The sequence below is a fragment of the Streptomyces albus subsp. albus genome (assembly GCF_000719865.1).
GTDB classification, from domain to species: Bacteria; Actinomycetota; Actinomycetes; order Streptomycetales; family Streptomycetaceae; genus Streptomyces; species Streptomyces albus_E.
Map to the genome: position 1 here is coordinate 12,972 of NZ_JOID01000016.1, position 17,841 is coordinate 30,812.

Sequence of the window (17,841 nt, forward strand, 5' to 3'; positions counted from 1 at the left end):
CGTCGGTCAGCCTCTCCCTGAGTTCTCCGCCGGTCCTACTTGTAGTCGCCCTTCTTGAGGAGCTTGGCGTACTCGTCGCCGATCTCCTTGGCGGCGGCCTCGGGCTCGGTCTTGCCGGTCAGCACGTCGGCGAGCTGGACGCGGATGGGCTCGAAGAGGGAGTTGCCCTCGGCGATCCACGGGCGCTCGACGGCCTTGTCCACGGCGGGCTTGAAGAACTGGACCATCGTGTTGTCCTTGACGGTCTTCTCCTCGTACACCGAGGTGCGGGTCGGGAGCAGGCTCAGCTCCTCGGTGGTGGCCTTCTGGACCTCGGCGGAGCTCATGTACTTGGCGAACTCGTAGGAGGCGTCCAGGTTCTTGGAGCCCGCGTAGACCGAGAGGTTGTGGCCGCCCTGCGGGGCGCCCTGGGCCTCGCTGCCGGCCGGGACCGGGGCGACGCCGAGGTTGTCCTCGTTGCCCTTGAACTCCTTGCCGGCCAGGGTGTCCTCAATGGCCCAGGGGCCGTTGAGCATCATGGCCACCTTGCCGTCCTTGAAGGACTTCTGCATGTTCTCCCAGCCGTCGGTGATGTCCGTCGTCGCGGCCTTGGAGTCCACCAGGTCCTTGATCGTCTCGAACGCCTTGGCGCCGGCGCCGTCGTCGATCGTGATCTTCTTCGCCTCGGCGTCGACCATGTCGCCGCCCTCGCCGTAGAGGAAGGGCAGGAACCAGTAGGCGTCGTCACCGCGCATGTAGAAGGGGGTGACGTCCTCGCCCTTGAACTTCTTGGTGGAGTTCTTGATGTCCTCGACGGACTCGGGGACCTCGACGCCGGCCTTCTTCAGCAGGTCCTTGTTGTAGAAGAGGGCGAGGGTGTCGATGACCTGCGGCACGCCGTAGGTCTTGCCCTCGAACTGGGTGCTGCCCCAGGCCTGGTCGAGGTAGTCGTCCTTGTTGTCGACGGCCGCGGTGTCGTCCAGCGGGGCCAGGTAGCCGAGGTTGGCGAAGTCGGCGACCCAGGCGACCTCGGTGCGCATCACGTCGGGGGCGCCGGAGCCGCCGCCCGCGGCGTTCTTGAACTTGTTGCTCGCCTCGCCGAAGGGGACGCTGACGTACTTGACGTCGACCTTGGGGTGCTTCTTCTCGAAGCCCTCGGCGGTCTTCTTGAAGAACGCCTTCTCGGCCTCGTTCGAGGTGTCCCAGAAGGTGACGGTGCCGGAGAGCTCGCCCGAGCCCTTCTTCTCGCCGCTGTCGCCGCTGTCGCTGTCCCCGCCGCACGCGGTCGCCGCCAGGGAGAGCGTCGCGACCAGCGCGGTGGCCGCTATGCCACGCCGCATGGTGTTACTCCTTCATGAGAGCCCGTGATGGCCAGAGGTCCCGGGGGACCTCCTGCCCTGACCGCGCCATCGCGGCGCCGGGTGTACCGCGAACGTAACAGGGATGCAATGTGGCCGAAAGTCTTTGCGGCAACTTTCTGCAAGGCAGCCGTATCGTTACAGCGGCGTGTCTGAAACAGTTGTCACTCCACCCCTTGACGGTACTGGCCGGGGGACTTTCGGCCCTGCCGCAAGAAACTGCCGATGCTTCCGCAAGAGCTTGCAGAGCTGTTACGTTCCAGACGTCAACCACGGGGGGCCGCGGCGCGTTGTCCTCTCTGGCGTCCGTGCCGAGCGTCACACCGGCTACCGAAGGGGAACGACGATGACTCAGGAGCTCACGCCCGCCCTCCACGACCGGCCCGCCCCCGCCCCCGCCGCCGACGCCGGGCCCGCCCCGCGCGGTGGCTCCGGCCCCGCGACGCACTGGTGGCGGGACGCCGTGATCTACCAGATCTACGTCCGCTCCTTCGCCGACGGCGACGGCGACGGCATCGGCGACCTGCGCGGCGCCCGGGAGCGGCTGCCGCACCTGGCCCGGCTGGGCGTGGACGCGGTCTGGCTCACCCCCTTCTACCTCTCCCCGCAGGCCGACGGCGGCTACGACGTCACCGACTACCGCGCCGTCGACCCGCTCTTCGGCGACCTCGACGACGCCCGGGAACTGATCGGCGCCGCCCACGGGCTGGGCCTGCGCGTGATCATGGACATCGTCCCCAACCACACCTCCGACCGGCACGCCTGGTTCCAGCAGGCGCTGCGCGAGGGCCCCGGCTCCCCCGCCCGCGACCGCTACTGGTTCCGCCCCGGCCGCGGCGCCGACGGCGAGCTGCCGCCCAACGACTGGGAGTCCGTCTTCGGCGGCCCCGCCTGGACCCGCACCACCGACCCGGACGGCACCCCGGGCGAGTGGTACCTGCACCTCTTCGCCCCCGAGCAGCCCGACCTCAACTGGGAGCACCCGGAGGTCCGCCGCGAGTTCGACGCCATCCTCCGCTTCTGGCTGGACCTGGGCGTGGACGGCTTCCGCATCGACGTGGCCCACGGCCTCGTCAAGGCCGAGGGCCTCCCGGACATCGGCCACGGGCAGCAGGCCAGCCTCATCGGCACCCAGAAGCTGCCGTTCTTCGACCAGGATGGCGTGCACGGGATCCACCGCCACTGGCGCCGGCTGCTGGACTCCTACGACGGCGAACGGATCGGCGTCGCCGAGGCCTGGGCCCCCACCTCCGAGCGGCTCGCCCTCTACGTCCGCCCCGACGAGATGCATCAGGCGTTCAACTTCCAGTTCCTGCGCAGCGGCTGGGACGCGGCCGAGATGCGTACGGTGATCGACACCTCCCTCGCCGCCACCGCCTCCGTGGGCGCGCCCACCACCTGGGTGCTCTCCAACCACGACGTCGTGCGGCACACCACCCGCTACGCGGACGGGGACCCGGAGCGCGGGATGCGCCGGGCCCGGGCCGCCGCCCTGCTGATGCTGGCGCTGCCCGGCTCCGTCTACGTCTACCAGGGCGAGGAGCTGGGGCTGCCCGAGGTCACCGACCTGCCCGACGAGGTCCGCCAGGACCCCTCCTTCCTCCGCGCCGACGGACAGGACGGCTTCCGCGACGGCTGCCGCGTCCCGATCCCGTGGTCCGGCACCGGGGCCCCGTACGGCTTCGGACCCGAACCCGGCGGCCCGAGCTGGCTGCCGCAGCCCGACGTCTGGGCCAAGTACAGCGTCGAGGCGCAGACCGGGAACCCTTCCTCGACCCTGGAGCTCTACCGCGCCGCGATCGCCCTGCGCCGCGAGCACCCGGTGCTCGGCGCGGGCGAGACCGTGGAGTGGCTGGACGCGCCCGAGGGCGTCCTCGCCTTCCGCCGCACGCCCCCTCCGGCGCCGACGCCGGCGCCGTCCGGCGGGGCCGGGCAGGGAGACGCCGCGGACGGGGCCCGGGGCCCGGTGGTCTGCGTGCTCAACACCCTCGACCGCCCCGTCACCCTGCCCCGGCCCGGCCGCCCCCTGCTCAGCAGCGTCCCGCTGACCGCCCCCGCCCCGCGCGAGGACGGCGGAACCGTCCGCATTCCGGCCGAATCCTGTGCGTGGTGGGCAATCTGACATGCGACCGGTACAGTCCACCTCTATGACCGCACGGCTTGCCGACATCGCAGCCCAGGCGGGGGTCAGCGAAGCGACAGTCAGCCGCGTGCTCAACGGCAAGCCGGGGGTGGCCGCGGCCACCCGCGAATCCGTCCTCGCCGCGCTCGACGTCCTGGGCTACGAACGCCCGGTGCGGCTGCGGCGGCGCAGCGCCGGACTCGTCGGGCTGATCACCCCGGAGCTGGACAACCCCATCTTCCCGGCGCTCGCGCAGGTCATCGGGCAGAACCTGACCCGCCAGGGCTACACCCCGGTGCTCGCCACCCAGACCCCCGGCGGCTCCACCGAGGACGAGCTCACCGAGATGCTGGTGGAGCGCGGGGTCTCCGGCATCATCTACGTCTCCGGGCTGCACGCGGACACCTCCGCGGACATGCAGCGCTACGACCAGCTCCGCGGGCAGGGCGTGCCCTTCGTCCTCGTCAACGGCTTCTCGCCGAAGGTGCGCGCGCCCTTCGTCTCGCCCGACGACCGCGCGGCGATGCGGCTGGCCGTGACGCATCTCGTGGCCCTCGGCCACACCCGGATAGGGCTCGCGGTCGGCCCCCAGCGGTTCGTCCCCGTGCTGCGGAAGATCGAGGGCTTCCGGCAGGGGATGCGCGAGCAGCTCGGGATGTCCCCGGAGCAGTGCGACGAGCTGATCGAGCACTCCCTCTACACCCTGGAGGGCGGGCAGGCCGCGGCCGACGCGCTGATCCGGCGCGGCTGCACGGCCGTGATCTGCGCCAGCGACATGATGGCGCTCGGCGCCATCCGCGCCGCCCGGCAGCAGGGCCTCGCCGTCCCCCGCGACGTCTCGGTCGTCGGCTTCGACGACTCCCCGCTGATCGCGTTCACCGACCCGCCGCTGACCACCATCCGTCAGCCGGTCCAGGCCATGGGCCAGGCGGCGGTGCGCGCGCTGCTGGAGGAGATCGGCGGGACCCCGGCCCCGCACAGCGAGTTCATCTTCCTGCCCGAACTGGTGGTCCGCGGATCGACCGCCGCAGGTCCGCAAGGACAGTCCTCACCGGCCCGGAGGGCACCGGACGACGTCCCGGCCCGAGGGTGATCGGGAACACGCCGGGGTCTGGCAGACTGTGGCGCGTGGGTGACGTGACTGTGAGGACTCTGGAGAAATCACCGGCCGACACACGGCCAGAGGCCCAGCCCGGGGGGGAACGCCTTTCGATCGGACGGCTCAGACTGCCGCGACGCCCACGGCTGCGATTCGAGATCCTGCTCATCGCGGTGAGCTACTGGATCTACTCGGTGATCCGCAACGCCGTCCCGGAGCAGAAGACCGCGGCCCTGCGCAACGCGGACTGGATATGGCGGGCGGAGCAGGCGGTGGGCATCGCCGTCGAGCAGACCGTCAACCACGCGGTGAACTCGGTGACCTGGCTCATCGTGGGCATGAACTACTACTACGCCACCCTGCACTTCATCGTGACCATCGGGGTGCTGGTATGGCTCTACCGCTGGCATCCGGGCCGCTACGCCGCGACCCGGCTGGTGCTCTTCCTGACCACCGGGATCGCGCTGCTCGGCTACTACCTCTATCCGCTGGCCCCGCCCCGGCTGGTGCCGGGCGGGGGTTTCGTCGACACGGTCGTCGTCCACGACACCTGGGGCTCGATGGCCTCCGGCAACCTCGCGAGCATGTCCAACCAGTACGCGGCGATGCCGTCCATGCACATCGGCTGGTCGGTGTGGTGCGGGATCACCATCGTGATGCTGGCGCCGGCGCTGTGGGCCAAGGTGCTGGGCTGGCTCTATCCGCCGCTGACCCTGCTCGTGATCGTGGCGACCGCCAACCACTTCTGGCTGGACGCCGTCGGCGGTGTGCTCTGCCTGGGCGCCGGTTACGGGCTCTCCTACTTCTGGTACCGCTCGGTCTCCTACCGGCTCCCCCGGCACGTGACCCCGCTCCATGCGGCCTGAGCCCACCGGCGCGCGGCCCGGGCCCCGCGACGGGAGCGCGCTGCCGTACCGGGTGGTGGCCACCGATCTCGACGGCACCCTCCTCCGCAGCGACCTCACCTTCTCGCTCCGCACCCGGCAGGCGCTCAAGCTGGCCACCGGCGCCGGTGCGCGGCACCTCGTCGTCACCGGCCGGCCCGCCTCCTCCTGCCTCCCGTTCCTGCTGGACCTCGGGTACGCGGGCCTGGCCGTCTGCGGACAGGGCGCCCAGCTCTACGACGCCACCACCGGCCGGCTGCTGAGGACGGCCTCCCTCGACCGGGGGCCGGCCCGTGCCCTGGTCGCCGCGGTGGAGCGGGAACTCGGGCCGCTGGAGCTGGGCGTGGTCACGGCGGCGCCGGAGAACCGGTGCGTGAGCACGGCCGGCTTCTTCGCCCCGCCGCCGCCCGGCAGCGAGACGGTGGCCGACCGGGCCCTGCTGTGGGCGGAGCCGATCGAGAAGGTCCTGCTGCGCCACCGGGAGCTGCCCGACGGCGCCGTCGCCGAGGCCGCCGGGCGGCTGGCGGGGGACGCGATGACGGTGGTCCACTCCCAGCCGGGCATGGTCGAACTGCTGCCGGCCGGTACGACGAAGGCGGCTGGGCTGGCGGCTGCCGCCGAGCTGCTGGGGTTCACCGCCGAGGACACCATCGCCTTCGGCGACATGCCCAACGACCTGCCGATGCTGGCCTGGGCCGGATACGGCGTGGCGATGGCCGGCGGCCATCCGGAGCTGCTCGCGGCCGCCGACGAGACCGCTCCGGGGAACGACGCGGACGGTGTGGCGGTGGTCCTTGAGCGCCTGTTCGGGCCCTGCGGGGACGGGGACGGATTCGGGCAGAGCACAGGCCCCGCCGTGCTGCCGGGCCCGCGCGGGGCGGCGCCGCCCGGCGTGGCGGCTCACCGGCGGGGCGGGTCCCCGGCGCCACCGGTGTACCGGGACTGACGGGGCGGCGGGCCCGCCGGGCCCCGTACGGTTTCCGTTCCCCGGCCCCGGCCGGCCGGGGCCGGCGGACGCGGCCCGGTCAGCCCTCGTCGTCGTAGAAGAGGCGTTCCATCACGCCGCGGGCGCGGCGGGTCACGCGGCGGTAGTCGTCCAGGAGTTCGCCGCTGCTGCCGATCTCGTAGCCGAGGTAGCGGCCCACGGCGGCCCGCTCCCGCACCTCGGCGGGGAACGTGTCGCCCGGGCGGCCGCGCACGAGCATGACGGCGTTGCGGAGCCGGGTCGCCAGCAGCCACGCCTCGTCCAGGATCTCCGCGTCCTCCGTCCCGATGAGCCCGGCCGCGTGCGCGGCGGCCAGCGCCTCCCGGGTGCGGGTGGTGCGCAGGCCCGGCTCCGACCAGGCGTGCCGGAGCTGGATCAGCTGGACGGTCCACTCGACGTCGGAGAGCCCGCCCCGGCCGAGCTTGGCGTGGGCCGTGCGGTCGGCGCCGCGCGGCATCCGCTCCTTCTCCATCCGGGCCTTGAGCCGGCGGATCTCGCGGACCATGTGCTCGTCCGGGCCCTCGGCCGGATAGCGGAGCGGGTCGATCAGTTCGATGAACCGCTCCCCCAGCCCGGCGTCGCCCGCGACCGGCGTCGCGCGGAGCAGCGCCTGGCTCTCCCAGGGCTGCCCCCAGCGCCGGTAGTAGGCGGCGTAGGAGGAGAGGCTGCGCACCAGCGGGCCGCTCTTGCCCTCCGGGCGCAGATCGGCGTCGATGAGCAGCGGCGGGTCGGCGGAGGGCAGTTGCAGCAGCCGGCGCATCTCGTTGGCGACGGCGAAGGCGGCGCGGGCGGCCTCCTCCTCGGGCACGCCCTCGCGCGGCTCGTGGACGAAGAGGACGTCGGCGTCGGAGCCGTAGTTGAGCTCCTGGCCGCCGAAGCGGCCCATGCCGATGACGGCGAAGCGGGTCGGCAGGGTGTCGCCCCACTGGGCGCGGACGGCGGCTCGCAGCGCGCCGGCGATGGTAGCGGCGTTGAGGTCGGTGAGGGCGGTGCCGACCCGGTCCACCGCGCTGCCGGGGTCGTGCTGGGCGGGGCTCTCCTCGGTGCCGTACGCACCGATGAGGTCGGCCGCGGCGGTGCGGAACATCTCGCGGCGGCGCACGCCGCGGGCGGCCGTGACCGCCTGCTCGGGACCGTCGGCGCGGCCCACCGCGGCCAGCACCTCCTGCTCCAGGGCGGCGCGGCCGCGCGGGCGCAGCCCGTCGGGGGCGCCGAGCAGGGCGACGGCCTCCGGGGCGCGCATCAGCAGGTCGGGGGCGAGCCGGCCGCCGGAGAGGACCCGGGCGAGGTTCTCGGCGGCGGCGCCCTCGTCGCGCAGCAGCCGCAGATACCAGGGGGTGCCGCCCAGGGCGTCGGAGACCTTGCGGAAGTTGAGGAGCCCGGCGTCGGGGTCGGCCGAGTCGGCGAACCAGCCGAGCAGCACCGGCAGCAGGGTCCGCTGGATGGCGGCCTTGCGGCTGACACCGGAGGCCAGCGCCTCCAGATGGCGGAGGGCGGCGGCGGGGTCCGCGTAGCCGAGGGCCACCAGGCGCTCCCGGGCCGCCGTCGTGCTGAGCCGGACGGCGCCGGGCTCCAGCTGCGCGACGGCGTCCAGCAGCGGCCGGTAGAACAGCTTCTCGTGCAGCCGGCGCACCTCGCGGCTGTGCCGCTTCCACTCCCGGCGGAGCGTCACCACCGCTTCCGTACCGCGGTCCCAGTGGAAGGCCGTGGCCAGTGAGCGGCCGAGGCGGCGGAGGTCGGCCTCGTCCTCGGGGACGAGGTGGGTGCGGCGCAGCCGGTGGAGCTGGATGCGGTGCTCCATCGCGCGCAGGAAGCGGTACGCCTCGTCGAGGGCGGCGGCGTCGGCCCGGCCCACGTAGCCCCCGGCGGCCAGCGCGGCCAGGGCCTCCAGGGTGGAGCCGCTGCGCAGGCCGGTGTCGGCGCGGCCGTGGACGAGCTGCAGCAGCTGGACGGCGAACTCGACGTCGCGCAGGCCGCCGGGGCCGAGCTTGAGCTCGCGGTCGATCTGCGCGGCGGGGATGTTCTCCACCACGCGGCGGCGCATCTGCTGCACGTCGGCGACGAAGTTCTCACGCTCGGCGGCCTGCCAGACCATGGGGGCGACGGCGTCGCAGTACTCCCGGCCGAGGGCGGCGTCCCCGGCGACCGGGCGGGCCTTGAGGAGGGCCTGGAACTCCCAGGTCTTGGCCCAGCGCTGGTAGTAGGCGAGGTGGCTGGAGAGGGTGCGGACCAGGGGGCCGTTGCGGCCCTCGGGGCGGAGGTTGGCGTCGACGGGCCAGATGGTGCCCTCGGCAGTGGTGTCGGAGCAGAGCCGCATCATGTGCGAGGCGAGCCGGGTGGCGGCGCGCAGGGCCTCCGTCTCCTCCTCGGCGGAGGCCCGGTCGCCGGCGGCCGCCCCCGCCACGAAGATCACGTCCACGTCGGAGACGTAGTTGAGTTCCTGGCCGCCGCACTTGCCCATGGCGATGACGGCCAGCCGGCAGACGGCCGCGTCAGCGGGGGCGGCGGCCCCGGCGATGCGGAGGGCGGCGCGGAGGGTGGCGGTGGCGAGGTCGGCCAGCTCGGCGGCGGCCTCGGCGACGTCGATGGTGCCGCAGACGTCGCGGGCCGCGATGGTGAGCAGGGAGCGGCGGTAGGCGGCGCGGAGGCTGTCGGCGTCCTCCGCGCCGGACAGGTCCTGCTCGAACTCGGCCAGGCCGGGGTGGAGGTCGCCGGAGTCGTAGGTGACGAGGGTCTGCCAGTCGAGCGGATGCCGCACCAAGTGGTCGCCGAGCGCCTCGGAGACGCCGAGGACGCGCAGCAGGCGGTCGCGGAACGGCTTGGCGGTGACGAGGGTGTCGAGCAGCGCCCGGGTCCGGGGACCGGGCGCGGGGGCGCGGGTCTCCGGGGGCTCGTCCCCGGCGGGGGGCGTGCCCGGGCTCGTTCCGGGCGCGCCGGGCGGGGTGGGCGGGGCCTCGTGTGCGTCGCGCGCGGCCAGCGCCTCGGCCAGGCGGACCAGGGCCCGCAGGGCAAGGTCCGGGTCGGCGGTGGCGCCGAGGGCGTCGAGGAGGAGCGGGTCGTGCCGCACACCGGCGAGTTCGGGCGCGTCGAGCAGCCGTTCGGCCGCGGCCGGGTCGGTGAACCCGTTCCGCAACAGCCGGGCGTGGTTACTGTTCCGGCGTCCGCTCGACAGAGTCATCTGGCCTCCGGTGCTGTTCAGGAATGGTCCAGAGCCTATGCCCGACGGGGCGGCCGGGGGCTTTCGGGGGCGCACGCGCGCGGCTTTCGTGGATGACAATTCCCCGGCGCCTGGGCTCGGTGCTCTCTCTACGCTCCTCATCAGCAGTGCCGGCCTGCCGAGTGGGAGGAGAGTGATCGGTGACCGAGCCGGGGACTGAGAAGCTGCCGTGCAGCCGCAGCCGAGTGCGGATGGCTCCAGCCGGCGTCGGGCTGCGGGGATACCTCATTCGGCCCCATCGTGACGTTCCAGTCACTTAGAGTTGCAGCTACATCCAGAAAGCCTTGGAGTTGCATGCCTCCGCTGCCGCCGTTCGAAACGGACACACAGTGCCCGCCGCCGGGGCGCTACCTTCTCACCTGGGACGATGTGCGAGATTCCTTGGTGCTGTCGGAAGCCTTCAACAAGTCGGCGACGAGGCCCGCCCTCTGGAAAGAGCTTGAGGTCCATCGGGCGATGACGGAGTGCCTCACTGGGTCCGTGAGCCGCATGTGGCTCGCCGGCAGCTTCGTCAGCGGCAAGCTGCACCCCTCCGACGTCGACGTCACCTATCTGCTTGAGGCAGACGTGTACAGGGCAATACCCGAGGGAGGCGACGTTGAAGACCTGGATAACCTCATGGACCGTGAGTGGTGTATCAGGAACGGCATGCGTATCGATGCCTACGTCCTGAGCCTGCCCGCGACAGTGGACTTTCGGGACCTTGGTGTAACCGGCGCCATGACGCCGGAAGACGCTGAGGTTTTTCAGCTACTTGGCCTGTATGACGAGATCTGGCGGCGTTGCCGAGAGGGAAACGGTCGACGAAGGGGCTACGTGGAGGTATCACCATGAACACTCCCCAAGCGTGGCCTGCGTTGAACGACAAGACCGCGCTGCGCCAGTGGATGGCCGCCAGACGCAACGATGGCGACAACCCGCCTGCGCGAACCAAGGCCGGGTTGCGCGCACGCCAGCTACAGAAGCTCAGTTACGTCATGCGAGGCTCAGAGGACCATGAGTCACTTGAGCGCCCTGCGCGCCCGATCTTGCGGTTTGCCCTGGACGGTGAACCTGTTCCCGGGCACAAAGTGGAAGTCGGCGTGCTCGGCAATTGGCTGCAAGCACTGCAGACTGCCGTTCACTCCGTCGCATACGCACTCGATGAGATGCGTCCGACGCGTGAGGCCGGACCTGTACCCAAGGGCATCCAAGGAGTAACCAAACTGCTGTCTGGGCCGGTCTTCGCCTCTTCCTACGGCATGATCCTCGAAGGCTCCCCGGCACCAGGGCAGGACGAGCTACCGGGCACAGGCACTGACCTGCTGGATCGCACGATCAACAAAATCTTGGACGTAACCGATCAAGCAGGTTCCGCTTCGGGGCCGGAGGACGCGGTGCTGGACGCCGCCTTGCCGCTTGGGCGCCGCGCAATCAGCCATCTATCCGAGCTCTCGGCGGTCCTTGCTTCCACAGGCGCAAACGTGACTCTCACCTGGGAATCCAAGATCACCGAGCGGCGCGTCTCTCGTCTGACAAGCATGGACGCCGAACGATGCCGAAAAGCGCTCAAGTCAGCCCGTGTTGAAGGCAGCGATGACCGGCTGATCGGGACGGTAGTGGGGGAAGCAAGCTGAGGGGCGTCGTCGAACTGGAGACGCCTGATGGGCGCGTGGTCGTGATCCGCACGGAGAAGGAGAACGTAACGGGGATCGTGGCTGCGTACGCAGAACGTCAAGTTGCCGCTGACGTGCATGTGCTGACAGCTCGCTCACCTGGTGGGCGAGAGCACCACAGCTACCTGCTCCTGGGGCTCTCGATCGCCGAGCAAGGTGCAGGCGGCTGAGCATGCTCATGGCGGGCCGGCCCGAGCCGACCCGGTCACTCACATCCTCGGTTTTTGCCCGCGCCTCATGCCGAGCAGCGACGCGCGGGCCCGGAAGGCGGTGGACGGCCTGTACGAGGGCATTGATCCGGCGCCGGACGGCCCAGAGACGGCCCAGGGTCTGTGAGACGCCGTGGGGCCGACGGTCCGTGACCGTCGGCCCCACTCGCCGAATCAGCGGGGAACCCGCTCTGACCTGCCCTTACAGCACCGGCAGCATCTTGCGGAGTTCGAAGGCCGTGACCTCGGAGCGGTACTCCTCCCACTCCTGCTTCTTGTTGCGCAGAAAGAAGTCGAAGACGTGCTCGCCGAGGGTCTCGGCGACGAGTTCGCTGCGCTCCATCAGGTCGATGGCCTCGCCCAGGTTCTGCGGGAGCGGCTCGATGCCCATGGCGCGGCGCTCGGAGTCGGAGAGCGCCCAGACGTCGTCCTCGGCGCCGGCCGGGAGTTCGTACCCCTCCTCGATGCCCTTGAGGCCCGCCGCCAGCAGCACGGCGTAGGTGAGGTACGGGTTGGCGCCGGAGTCGATGGAGCGGACCTCGACGCGGGTGGAGCCGGTCTTGCCCGGCTTGTACATCGGAACCCGGATGAGCGCCGAGCGGTTGTTGTGGCCCCAGCAGATGTACGAGGGGGCCTCGCCGCCCGCGCCCGCCGTGCGCTGCGAGCCGCCCCAGATGCGCTTGTAGGAGTTGACCCACTGGTTGGTGACAGCGGAGATCTCGGCGGAGTGCTTGAGCAGGCCCGCGATGAAGGACCGGCCGACCTTGGAGAGCTGGTACTCGGCGCCGGACTCGTGGAAAGCGTTGCGGTCGCCCTCGAAGAGCGAGAGGTGGGTGTGCATGCCGGAGCCCGGGTACTCCGAGAACGGCTTGGGCATGAACGTGGCCTGCACGCCCTGTTCCAGCGCCACCTGCTTCATGATCAGCCGGAACGTCATGATGTTGTCGGCGGTGGAGAGCGCGTCGGCGTAGCGGAGGTCGATCTCCTGCTGGCCGGGGGCGCCCTCGTGGTGGGAGAACTCCACGGAGATGCCCATGGATTCCAGCATGGTGATGGCCTGGCGGCGGAAGTCCATGCCGACGTTCTGCGGGGTGTGGTCGAAGTAGCCGGAGCTGTCGGCGGGGACGGGGCGCGTGCCGTCCACCGGCTTGTTCTTCAGCAGGAAGAACTCGATCTCGGGGTGGGTGTAGAAGGTGAAGCCCAGGTCCGAGGTCTTGGCCAGGATGCGCTTGAGGACGTAGCGCGGGTCGGCGAAGGACGGGGAGCCGTCCGGCATCAGGATGTCGCAGAACATGCGGGCGGTGCCGGGGGCCTCGGCGCGCCAGGGCAGGATTTGGAAGGTGCCCGGGTCGGGCTTGGCGATCATGTCGGACTCGTACACCCGGGCGAAGCCCTCGATGGCGGAGCCGTCGAAACCGATCCCCTCGTCGAAGGCCTGTTCAAGCTCGGCGGGCGCGACGGCGACGGACTTCAGGAAGCCGAGCACGTCGGTGAACCACAGCCGCACGAACCGGATGTCGCGCTCCTCCAGCGTACGGAGCACGAACTCCTGCTGCTTGTCCATCTCTCTCCTTGCGTGGGGATTCCCGGCCGGGGGAGGCCGGGAGGGAACGCGTCCTCCGCCCTGGGAGCCACGAGCAGCGTAGTACGCCGGGGCCCCGCCCTCGGGCAGCGGTCGGGACCCGGCCGGCGTACGGCTCCGCGGAGCGGGGCGGAAGGGCCGTCCCCCTGCCGGATGGAGGCGTCACACGAGCCATCCTCGCAGGTCGGACACCGTTCCACGAGTCTCCCGCGCGACGGCTCGAACACCAGTATCGCAACCGGGGATTACCAAGGCGTTTCGCGGGCTCACCGCCCCCGCGCACGGTGCTGTGAGGACGCCCCCGGCACGCCCCGCACCCCCGGCACACACCGACAGCCCGCCGATGGGGGAAGTCGGCGGGCTGTCGGCCTCACAGTGGTTCAGGGGGTGCCGGGACGGACGGCACAGCGGGCCGGTCCCGGCGGACCGGGACCGGGACCGGGGATCAGTGGAAGCTGTGCTCCGCCGCCGGGTACGCGCCGCCGACGACGTCCTCGGCGAACGCCCTGGCCGCGCCGCCCAGCGCCTCGCGCAGTTGCGCGTACTGCTTGACGAAGCGCGGCACCCGGCCGGACGTCATGCCGGCCATGTCCGTCCACACCAGCACCTGCGCGTCGCAGTCGGGGCCCGCCCCGATGCCGACGGTCGGGATGTGCAGGGAGCGGGTGACCTCGGCGGCGAGCTCGGCCGGCACCAGTTCGAGGACGACCGCGAAGGCGCCCGCGTTCTGCACCGCCTTGGCGTCGCGCAGGAGCTGCTGCGCCGCCTCCTCGCCGCGGCCCTGGACCGGGTAGCCGCCGTAGGCGTTGACGGACTGCGGGGTGAGGCCGATGTGCGCCATGACGGGGATGCCGGACTGGACCAGCAGTTCGATCTGGTCGGCCGAGCGCTCGCCGCCCTCCAGCTTCACCGCGCCCACGCCGGCCTCCTTGACCAGCCGGGTCGCGCTGCGCAGCGCCTGGACGGGACCCTCCTGGTAGGAGCCGAACGGCAGGTCGCCGACGATCAGCGCCCGCTTGGTGCCGCGTACGACGGCGGCGGACAGCAGGGTGATCTCGTCCATGGTCACCGGCACCGTGGACTCGTAGCCGAGGTGGCAGTTGCCCATCGAGTCGCCGACGAGCATGACGGGGATGCCGGACTCGTCGAACACGGAGGCGGTCATGGCGTCGTAGGCGGTGAGCATGGGCCACTTCTCACCGCGCTGCTTGGCGGCGGCGATGTCGCGGACGGTGATACGCCGGTTTCCCGTGCCGCCGTACAGCGTCTTCCCGCTGTCGGCCGCGGGCTGCTTCGGGGCAGGCGCAGGCGAAACGTGCGTCATGGCTTCGGCTCCTTGTCGTCTCGAGGCGCCCTGACGGCGTCCCCGGATCACCTCCCATGGTGGCACCGGCCGGGCGATCCGGAAAGTGGCGTGCCCCACACCTCGCGCCGCGGGGCCGGATCGCCGGGAAAACCCGCGGCGGGCGGGGGCGATCGGCGCCGGATGTCCTGTTTCCGTCACAGCGGCGGGGGCACCGGTACGGTCCGGAACCCCGCGCGCCGCCCCGGACGTCCCCGTAGCGGAAGGCCGCCGCGCACGGCGGGCAGTACACGCTGATCCCCTAGGGTGCGTACGGCGGGACCAGCGCGAACGAGGCACGAAGGGCAGCACATGGCGCAGGCGTACATGACGGAGTCGGGACCCGGCGGCCCGGACCCGGACCGGACCGGTTCCCGGTTCCGGCGTCTGACCGCCGCGCGGTTCGGTCCGGGCACCTGGCGGCGCGGAATCCTGCTGGCGCTCTGCTCCGTCCTGGTGGCGCTGGTGATGGCCTTCCACTCCGAGGTACCCAACCGCGTCGGCAACCTGGGCAGCCTGCTGGAGACCTTCCTGCCCTGGCTGGGGCTGGCCCTGCCGGTGCTGCTCGCCCTGGGGCTGCTGCGGCGCTCGGCGACGGCGCTGATCGCGCTGCTGCTGCCGCTGACCGTCTGGCTCAACCTCTTCGGCGGCCTCGTCACCGGCAAAGCGGGCACCGGCGGCGGACTGACGGTGGTCACGCACAACGTCAACGCCGACAACGCCGATCCGGCGGGCACCTCGCGGGCGATCGCCGGCTCGGGCGCCGACGTGGTGGCGCTGCAGGAGCTGAAGCAGGGGGCGGTCCCGGCGTACGAGAAGGGACTGGCCGCGGAGTATCCGCACCACGCGGTGAAGGGCACGGTCGGCCTCTGGAGCAAGTACCCGCTGACGAGCGTCCGCGGTGTCGACATCGACATGGGCTGGACCCGGGCGATGCGCGGCACCGTCAGCGCGCCGGGCGGTCCCATCGCCGTCTACGTGGCGCATCTGCCGTCGGTACGGGTGAAGCTGGACGCGGGGTTCACCGCCGGGCAGCGGGACGGCAGCGCAGAGGCCCTGGGCGTGGCCATCCGGGACGAGCCGCAGGACCGGGTGGTCCTGCTGGGCGATCTGAACGGCACGATGAACGACCGCGCGCTGTCGCCGGTCACCTCGCAGATGCGGTCGACGCAGGGCGCGGCGGGCGACGGCTTCGGGTTCAGCTGGCCCGCGTCGTTCCCCATGGCGCGGATCGACCAGATCATGGTGCGCGGGGTGGAGCCGGTCGCGTCCTGGTCGCTGCCGAGGACGGGCAGCGACCATCTGCCGGTCGCGGCCTCCGTGGACTTCTGACCGGGGCGGCCGCGCCGCGCGGACGACAGTGGCCCCGCACCCGGGCACCGGGTGCGGGGCCACTGTGCGGCGGTGATACGGGGCCGGGTCCCGCCGGGTCCCGCCGGGCCACGGTGGGACCCGGCGCGGTACGGGTCCGTCCGGGTCCTTGCCGGGGGCGGGGCGGGCCGGGTAGTCGGCGGGGCGGGGACGGGAATCCGAACCCGGGCGCAGGCCCGGGGAGGGCCCGCCCGGCTCAGCCCGTCTCCTCGCGCCAGCGGTTCGTGATCGGCAGCCGCCGGTCCTTGCCGAAGCCCTTCGCGGAGATCTTCGTGCCCGGCGGGTACTGGCGCCGCTTGTACTCCGCCGTGTCCACCATCCGCAGCACCCGGGCGACCAGCTCCGCGTCGAAGCCCGCGGCGACGATCTCCTCGCGGCCCTTGTCCCGGTCGACGTAGAGCTCCAGGATCCGGTCGAGGACGTCGTAGTCCGGGAGGGAGTCGGTGTCCACCTGGCCGGGGCGCAGCTCGGCGCTCGGCGGCTTGCTGATCGTGTGCTCCGGGATCGGCGGGGTCTGGCCGCGCGCCTCGGCGGCCCGGTTGCGCCAGCGCGCGAGGCGGAAGATCCCGGTCTTGTAGACGTCCTTGATCGGGCCGTAGGCGCCGACGGAGTCGCCGTAGAGGGTGGAGTAGCCGCAGGCCAGCTCGGACTTGTTGCCGGGCGCCAGGACGAGGTGGCCCTCCTGGTTGGAGAGCGCCATCAGCAGGGTGCCGCGCAGCCGGGCCTGGAGGTTCTCCTCGGCGAGGCCGGTGAGCCCCAGCGACTCCATGTAGGCGTCGAACATCGGGCCGATCGGGACGGTGCGGAAGTTGAGCCCCGTGCGCTCCGCCAGATCGGCCGCGTCGCCCTTGGAGTGCTCGGAGGAGTAGCGGGACGGCATCGACACGGCGTGGACGTTGGCGGCGCCGAGGGCGTCGCAGGCGATGGCCGCGACGAGCGCGGAGTCGATGCCGCCGGAGAGCCCGAGGATGACGCTGCGGAAGCCGTTCTTGGCGACGTAGGCGCGCAGGCCGACGACGAGGGCCGAGTAGACCTCCTCGTCGTCGTCGAGGCGGTCGGCGTAGCCGGCGGTCAGCTCGGCCTCGTAGGGCGGCAGCGGGTCCTCGCTGATGACCACGTGCTCCACCCGCAGCCCGTCCCCGGCGGTGCCGGAGGGGATCTCGCCGGCGGCGGGCAGGTCGAGGTCGACGAGCACACAGCCCTCGGAGAACTGCGGGGCGCGGACGATCACTTCGCCGCGGGCGTCCACCACGATCGAGTCGCCGTCGAACACCAGGTCGTCCTGGCCGCCGATCATCGCCAGATAGGCGGTGGTGCAGCCGGCCTCCTGGGCGCGCTTGCGGACCAGCTCCAGCCGGGTGTCGTCCTTCTCCCGCTCGTACGGGGAGGCGTTGATCGAGAGCAGCAGACCGGCGCCGACGGCGCGGGTGGCGGGGACCCGGCCGCCGTCCTGCCAGAGGTCCTCGCAGATGGCGAGGGCCACGTCGATGCCGTGCACACGGATGACGGGCAGGGTCTCGCCGGGCACGAAGTAGCGGAACTCGTCGAAGACGCCGTAGTTGGGAAGGTGGTGCTTGGCGTAGGTCAGCACGATCTCGCCGCGGTGCAGCACGGCGGCGGCGTTCCGCGGGGCGCCGGCGGGCTGCCCGTAGCGTGGCTGCGCGTGCTCGGAGCGGTCGAGGTAGCCGACGACGACGGGCACCTCGCCGAGCCCCTCGTCGCGCAGCCGGGCGGCGAGCGAGGCGAGGGCGGCGCGGCTGGCCTCGACGAACGAGCGGCGCAGCGCCAGGTCCTCGACGGGGTAGCCGGTCAGCGCCATCTCCGGGAACGCCACGAGGTGGGCGCCCTGCTCGACGGAGTGCCGGGTCCAGTTGAGGATCGACTCGGCGTTCGCGGCGAGGTCGCCGACGGTCGAGTCGATCTGATTCAGTGCGAGGCGAAGTTGGGGCACGGCCGCCAGTCTAGTCACGGTAATCGTCTCTCTGACGCGATACGGGGCGGAGGGGCGCTCTCCCCACCCCTCCCGGCCGCCGTCTAC

General features: G+C 71.9%; 12 protein-coding genes. 7 read left to right on the forward strand and 5 right to left on the reverse strand.

Going from position 1 to position 17,841, the window contains the following annotated elements; all coding sequences use genetic code 11:
• Positions 1-35 precede the first annotated feature (35 nt).
• Positions 36-1,319, reverse strand: a complete 1,284-nt coding sequence (locus IF83_RS0117415; protein ID WP_030545123.1) for an extracellular solute-binding protein — start codon at positions 1,317-1,319, stop codon at positions 36-38.
• A 364-nt stretch (positions 1,320-1,683) separates the two neighbouring features.
• Here IF83_RS0117415 and IF83_RS0117420 point away from each other — a divergent pair, with 364 nt between their 5' ends.
• From IF83_RS0117420 to IF83_RS0117435, 4 genes are read left to right on the forward strand one after another with little or no spacing between them, the layout of a single operon-like run.
• Positions 1,684-3,459, forward strand: coding sequence for a glycoside hydrolase family 13 protein (locus IF83_RS0117420; protein WP_030545124.1), 1,776 nt, complete (start codon positions 1,684-1,686; stop codon positions 3,457-3,459).
• Positions 3,460-3,484: 25 nt separating this feature from the next.
• A complete protein-coding gene (locus IF83_RS0117425) occupies positions 3,485-4,552 on the forward strand; it encodes a LacI family DNA-binding transcriptional regulator (protein WP_030545125.1) in 1,068 nt (355 codons plus the stop codon).
• A 35-nt stretch (positions 4,553-4,587) separates the two neighbouring features.
• On the forward strand, positions 4,588-5,424 hold the full coding sequence (locus IF83_RS0117430) for a phosphatase PAP2 family protein (RefSeq protein ID WP_030545126.1): 837 nt from the start codon (positions 4,588-4,590) through the stop codon (positions 5,422-5,424).
• Positions 5,414-6,388 (forward strand): HAD family hydrolase, encoded by a 975-nt coding sequence (locus IF83_RS0117435; RefSeq protein ID WP_078843563.1) that lies wholly within the window; start codon positions 5,414-5,416, stop codon positions 6,386-6,388. The genes IF83_RS0117430 and IF83_RS0117435 overlap by 11 nt, the downstream gene beginning before the upstream one ends.
• Before the next feature lie 79 nt (positions 6,389-6,467).
• Here IF83_RS0117435 and IF83_RS0117440 read toward each other — a convergent pair whose 3' ends face one another.
• Complete coding sequence (locus tag IF83_RS0117440; RefSeq protein WP_030545128.1) at positions 6,468-9,605, reverse strand: bifunctional [glutamine synthetase] adenylyltransferase/[glutamine synthetase]-adenylyl-L-tyrosine phosphorylase; 3,138 nt, start codon at positions 9,603-9,605, stop codon at positions 6,468-6,470.
• Positions 9,606-9,884: 279 nt separating this feature from the next.
• On the opposite strand from IF83_RS0117440, the gene IF83_RS0117445 reads away from it, so the two are divergent.
• Both IF83_RS0117445 and IF83_RS33765 read left to right on the forward strand, forming a co-directional pair.
• On the forward strand, positions 9,885-10,478 hold the full coding sequence (locus tag IF83_RS0117445; RefSeq protein ID WP_158711058.1) for a DUF6932 family protein: 594 nt from the start codon (positions 9,885-9,887) through the stop codon (positions 10,476-10,478).
• Between the two features lie 23 nt (positions 10,479-10,501).
• Positions 10,502-11,260, forward strand: a complete 759-nt coding sequence (locus tag IF83_RS33765) for a hypothetical protein (protein WP_158711059.1) — start codon at positions 10,502-10,504, stop codon at positions 11,258-11,260.
• Positions 11,261-11,710: 450 nt separating this feature from the next.
• On the opposite strand, the gene IF83_RS0117450 is transcribed toward IF83_RS33765, so the two are convergent.
• Positions 11,711-13,072: a glutamine synthetase family protein gene (locus IF83_RS0117450; RefSeq protein ID WP_030545130.1), complete on the reverse strand. Its 1,362-nt coding sequence runs from the start codon at positions 13,070-13,072 to the stop codon at positions 11,711-11,713.
• A gap of 463 nt (positions 13,073-13,535) precedes the next feature.
• Positions 13,536-14,414 (reverse strand): 3-methyl-2-oxobutanoate hydroxymethyltransferase, encoded by an 879-nt coding sequence (gene panB / locus IF83_RS0117455; protein ID WP_030545131.1) that lies wholly within the window; start codon positions 14,412-14,414, stop codon positions 13,536-13,538.
• Positions 14,415-14,744: 330 nt separating this feature from the next.
• Between panB and IF83_RS0117460 the strand changes: the two genes are divergently transcribed.
• The gene (locus IF83_RS0117460) at positions 14,745-15,764 is read left to right on the forward strand and encodes an endonuclease/exonuclease/phosphatase family protein (RefSeq protein ID WP_030545132.1); all 1,020 of its coding nucleotides are present in this window, start codon (positions 14,745-14,747) and stop codon (positions 15,762-15,764) included.
• 235 nt (positions 15,765-15,999) lie between these two features.
• On the opposite strand, the gene IF83_RS0117465 is transcribed toward IF83_RS0117460, so the two are convergent.
• Positions 16,000-17,754, reverse strand: coding sequence for an NAD+ synthase (locus IF83_RS0117465; protein ID WP_030545133.1), 1,755 nt, complete (start codon positions 17,752-17,754; stop codon positions 16,000-16,002).
• Positions 17,755-17,841: the final 87 nt, after the last annotated feature.

Bases quoted from the DNA above. Each gene is read 5' to 3' on its own strand.
- IF83_RS0117435 (WP_078843563.1), top strand. From the start codon at position 5,414: ATGCGGCCTGAGCCCACCGGCGCGCGGCCCGGGCCCCGCGACGGGAGC.
- panB (WP_030545131.1), bottom strand. From the start codon at position 14,414: ATGACGCACGTTTCGCCTGCGCCTGCCCCGAAGCAGCCCGCGGCCGAC.
- IF83_RS0117415 (WP_030545123.1), bottom strand. From the start codon at position 1,319: ATGCGGCGTGGCATAGCGGCCACCGCGCTGGTCGCGACGCTCTCCCTG.
- IF83_RS0117450 (WP_030545130.1), bottom strand. From the start codon at position 13,072: ATGGACAAGCAGCAGGAGTTCGTGCTCCGTACGCTGGAGGAGCGCGAC.
- IF83_RS0117460 (WP_030545132.1), top strand. From the start codon at position 14,745: ATGGCGCAGGCGTACATGACGGAGTCGGGACCCGGCGGCCCGGACCCG.
- IF83_RS0117425 (WP_030545125.1), top strand. From the start codon at position 3,485: ATGACCGCACGGCTTGCCGACATCGCAGCCCAGGCGGGGGTCAGCGAA.
- IF83_RS0117440 (WP_030545128.1), bottom strand. From the start codon at position 9,605: ATGACTCTGTCGAGCGGACGCCGGAACAGTAACCACGCCCGGCTGTTG.
- IF83_RS0117420 (WP_030545124.1), top strand. From the start codon at position 1,684: ATGACTCAGGAGCTCACGCCCGCCCTCCACGACCGGCCCGCCCCCGCC.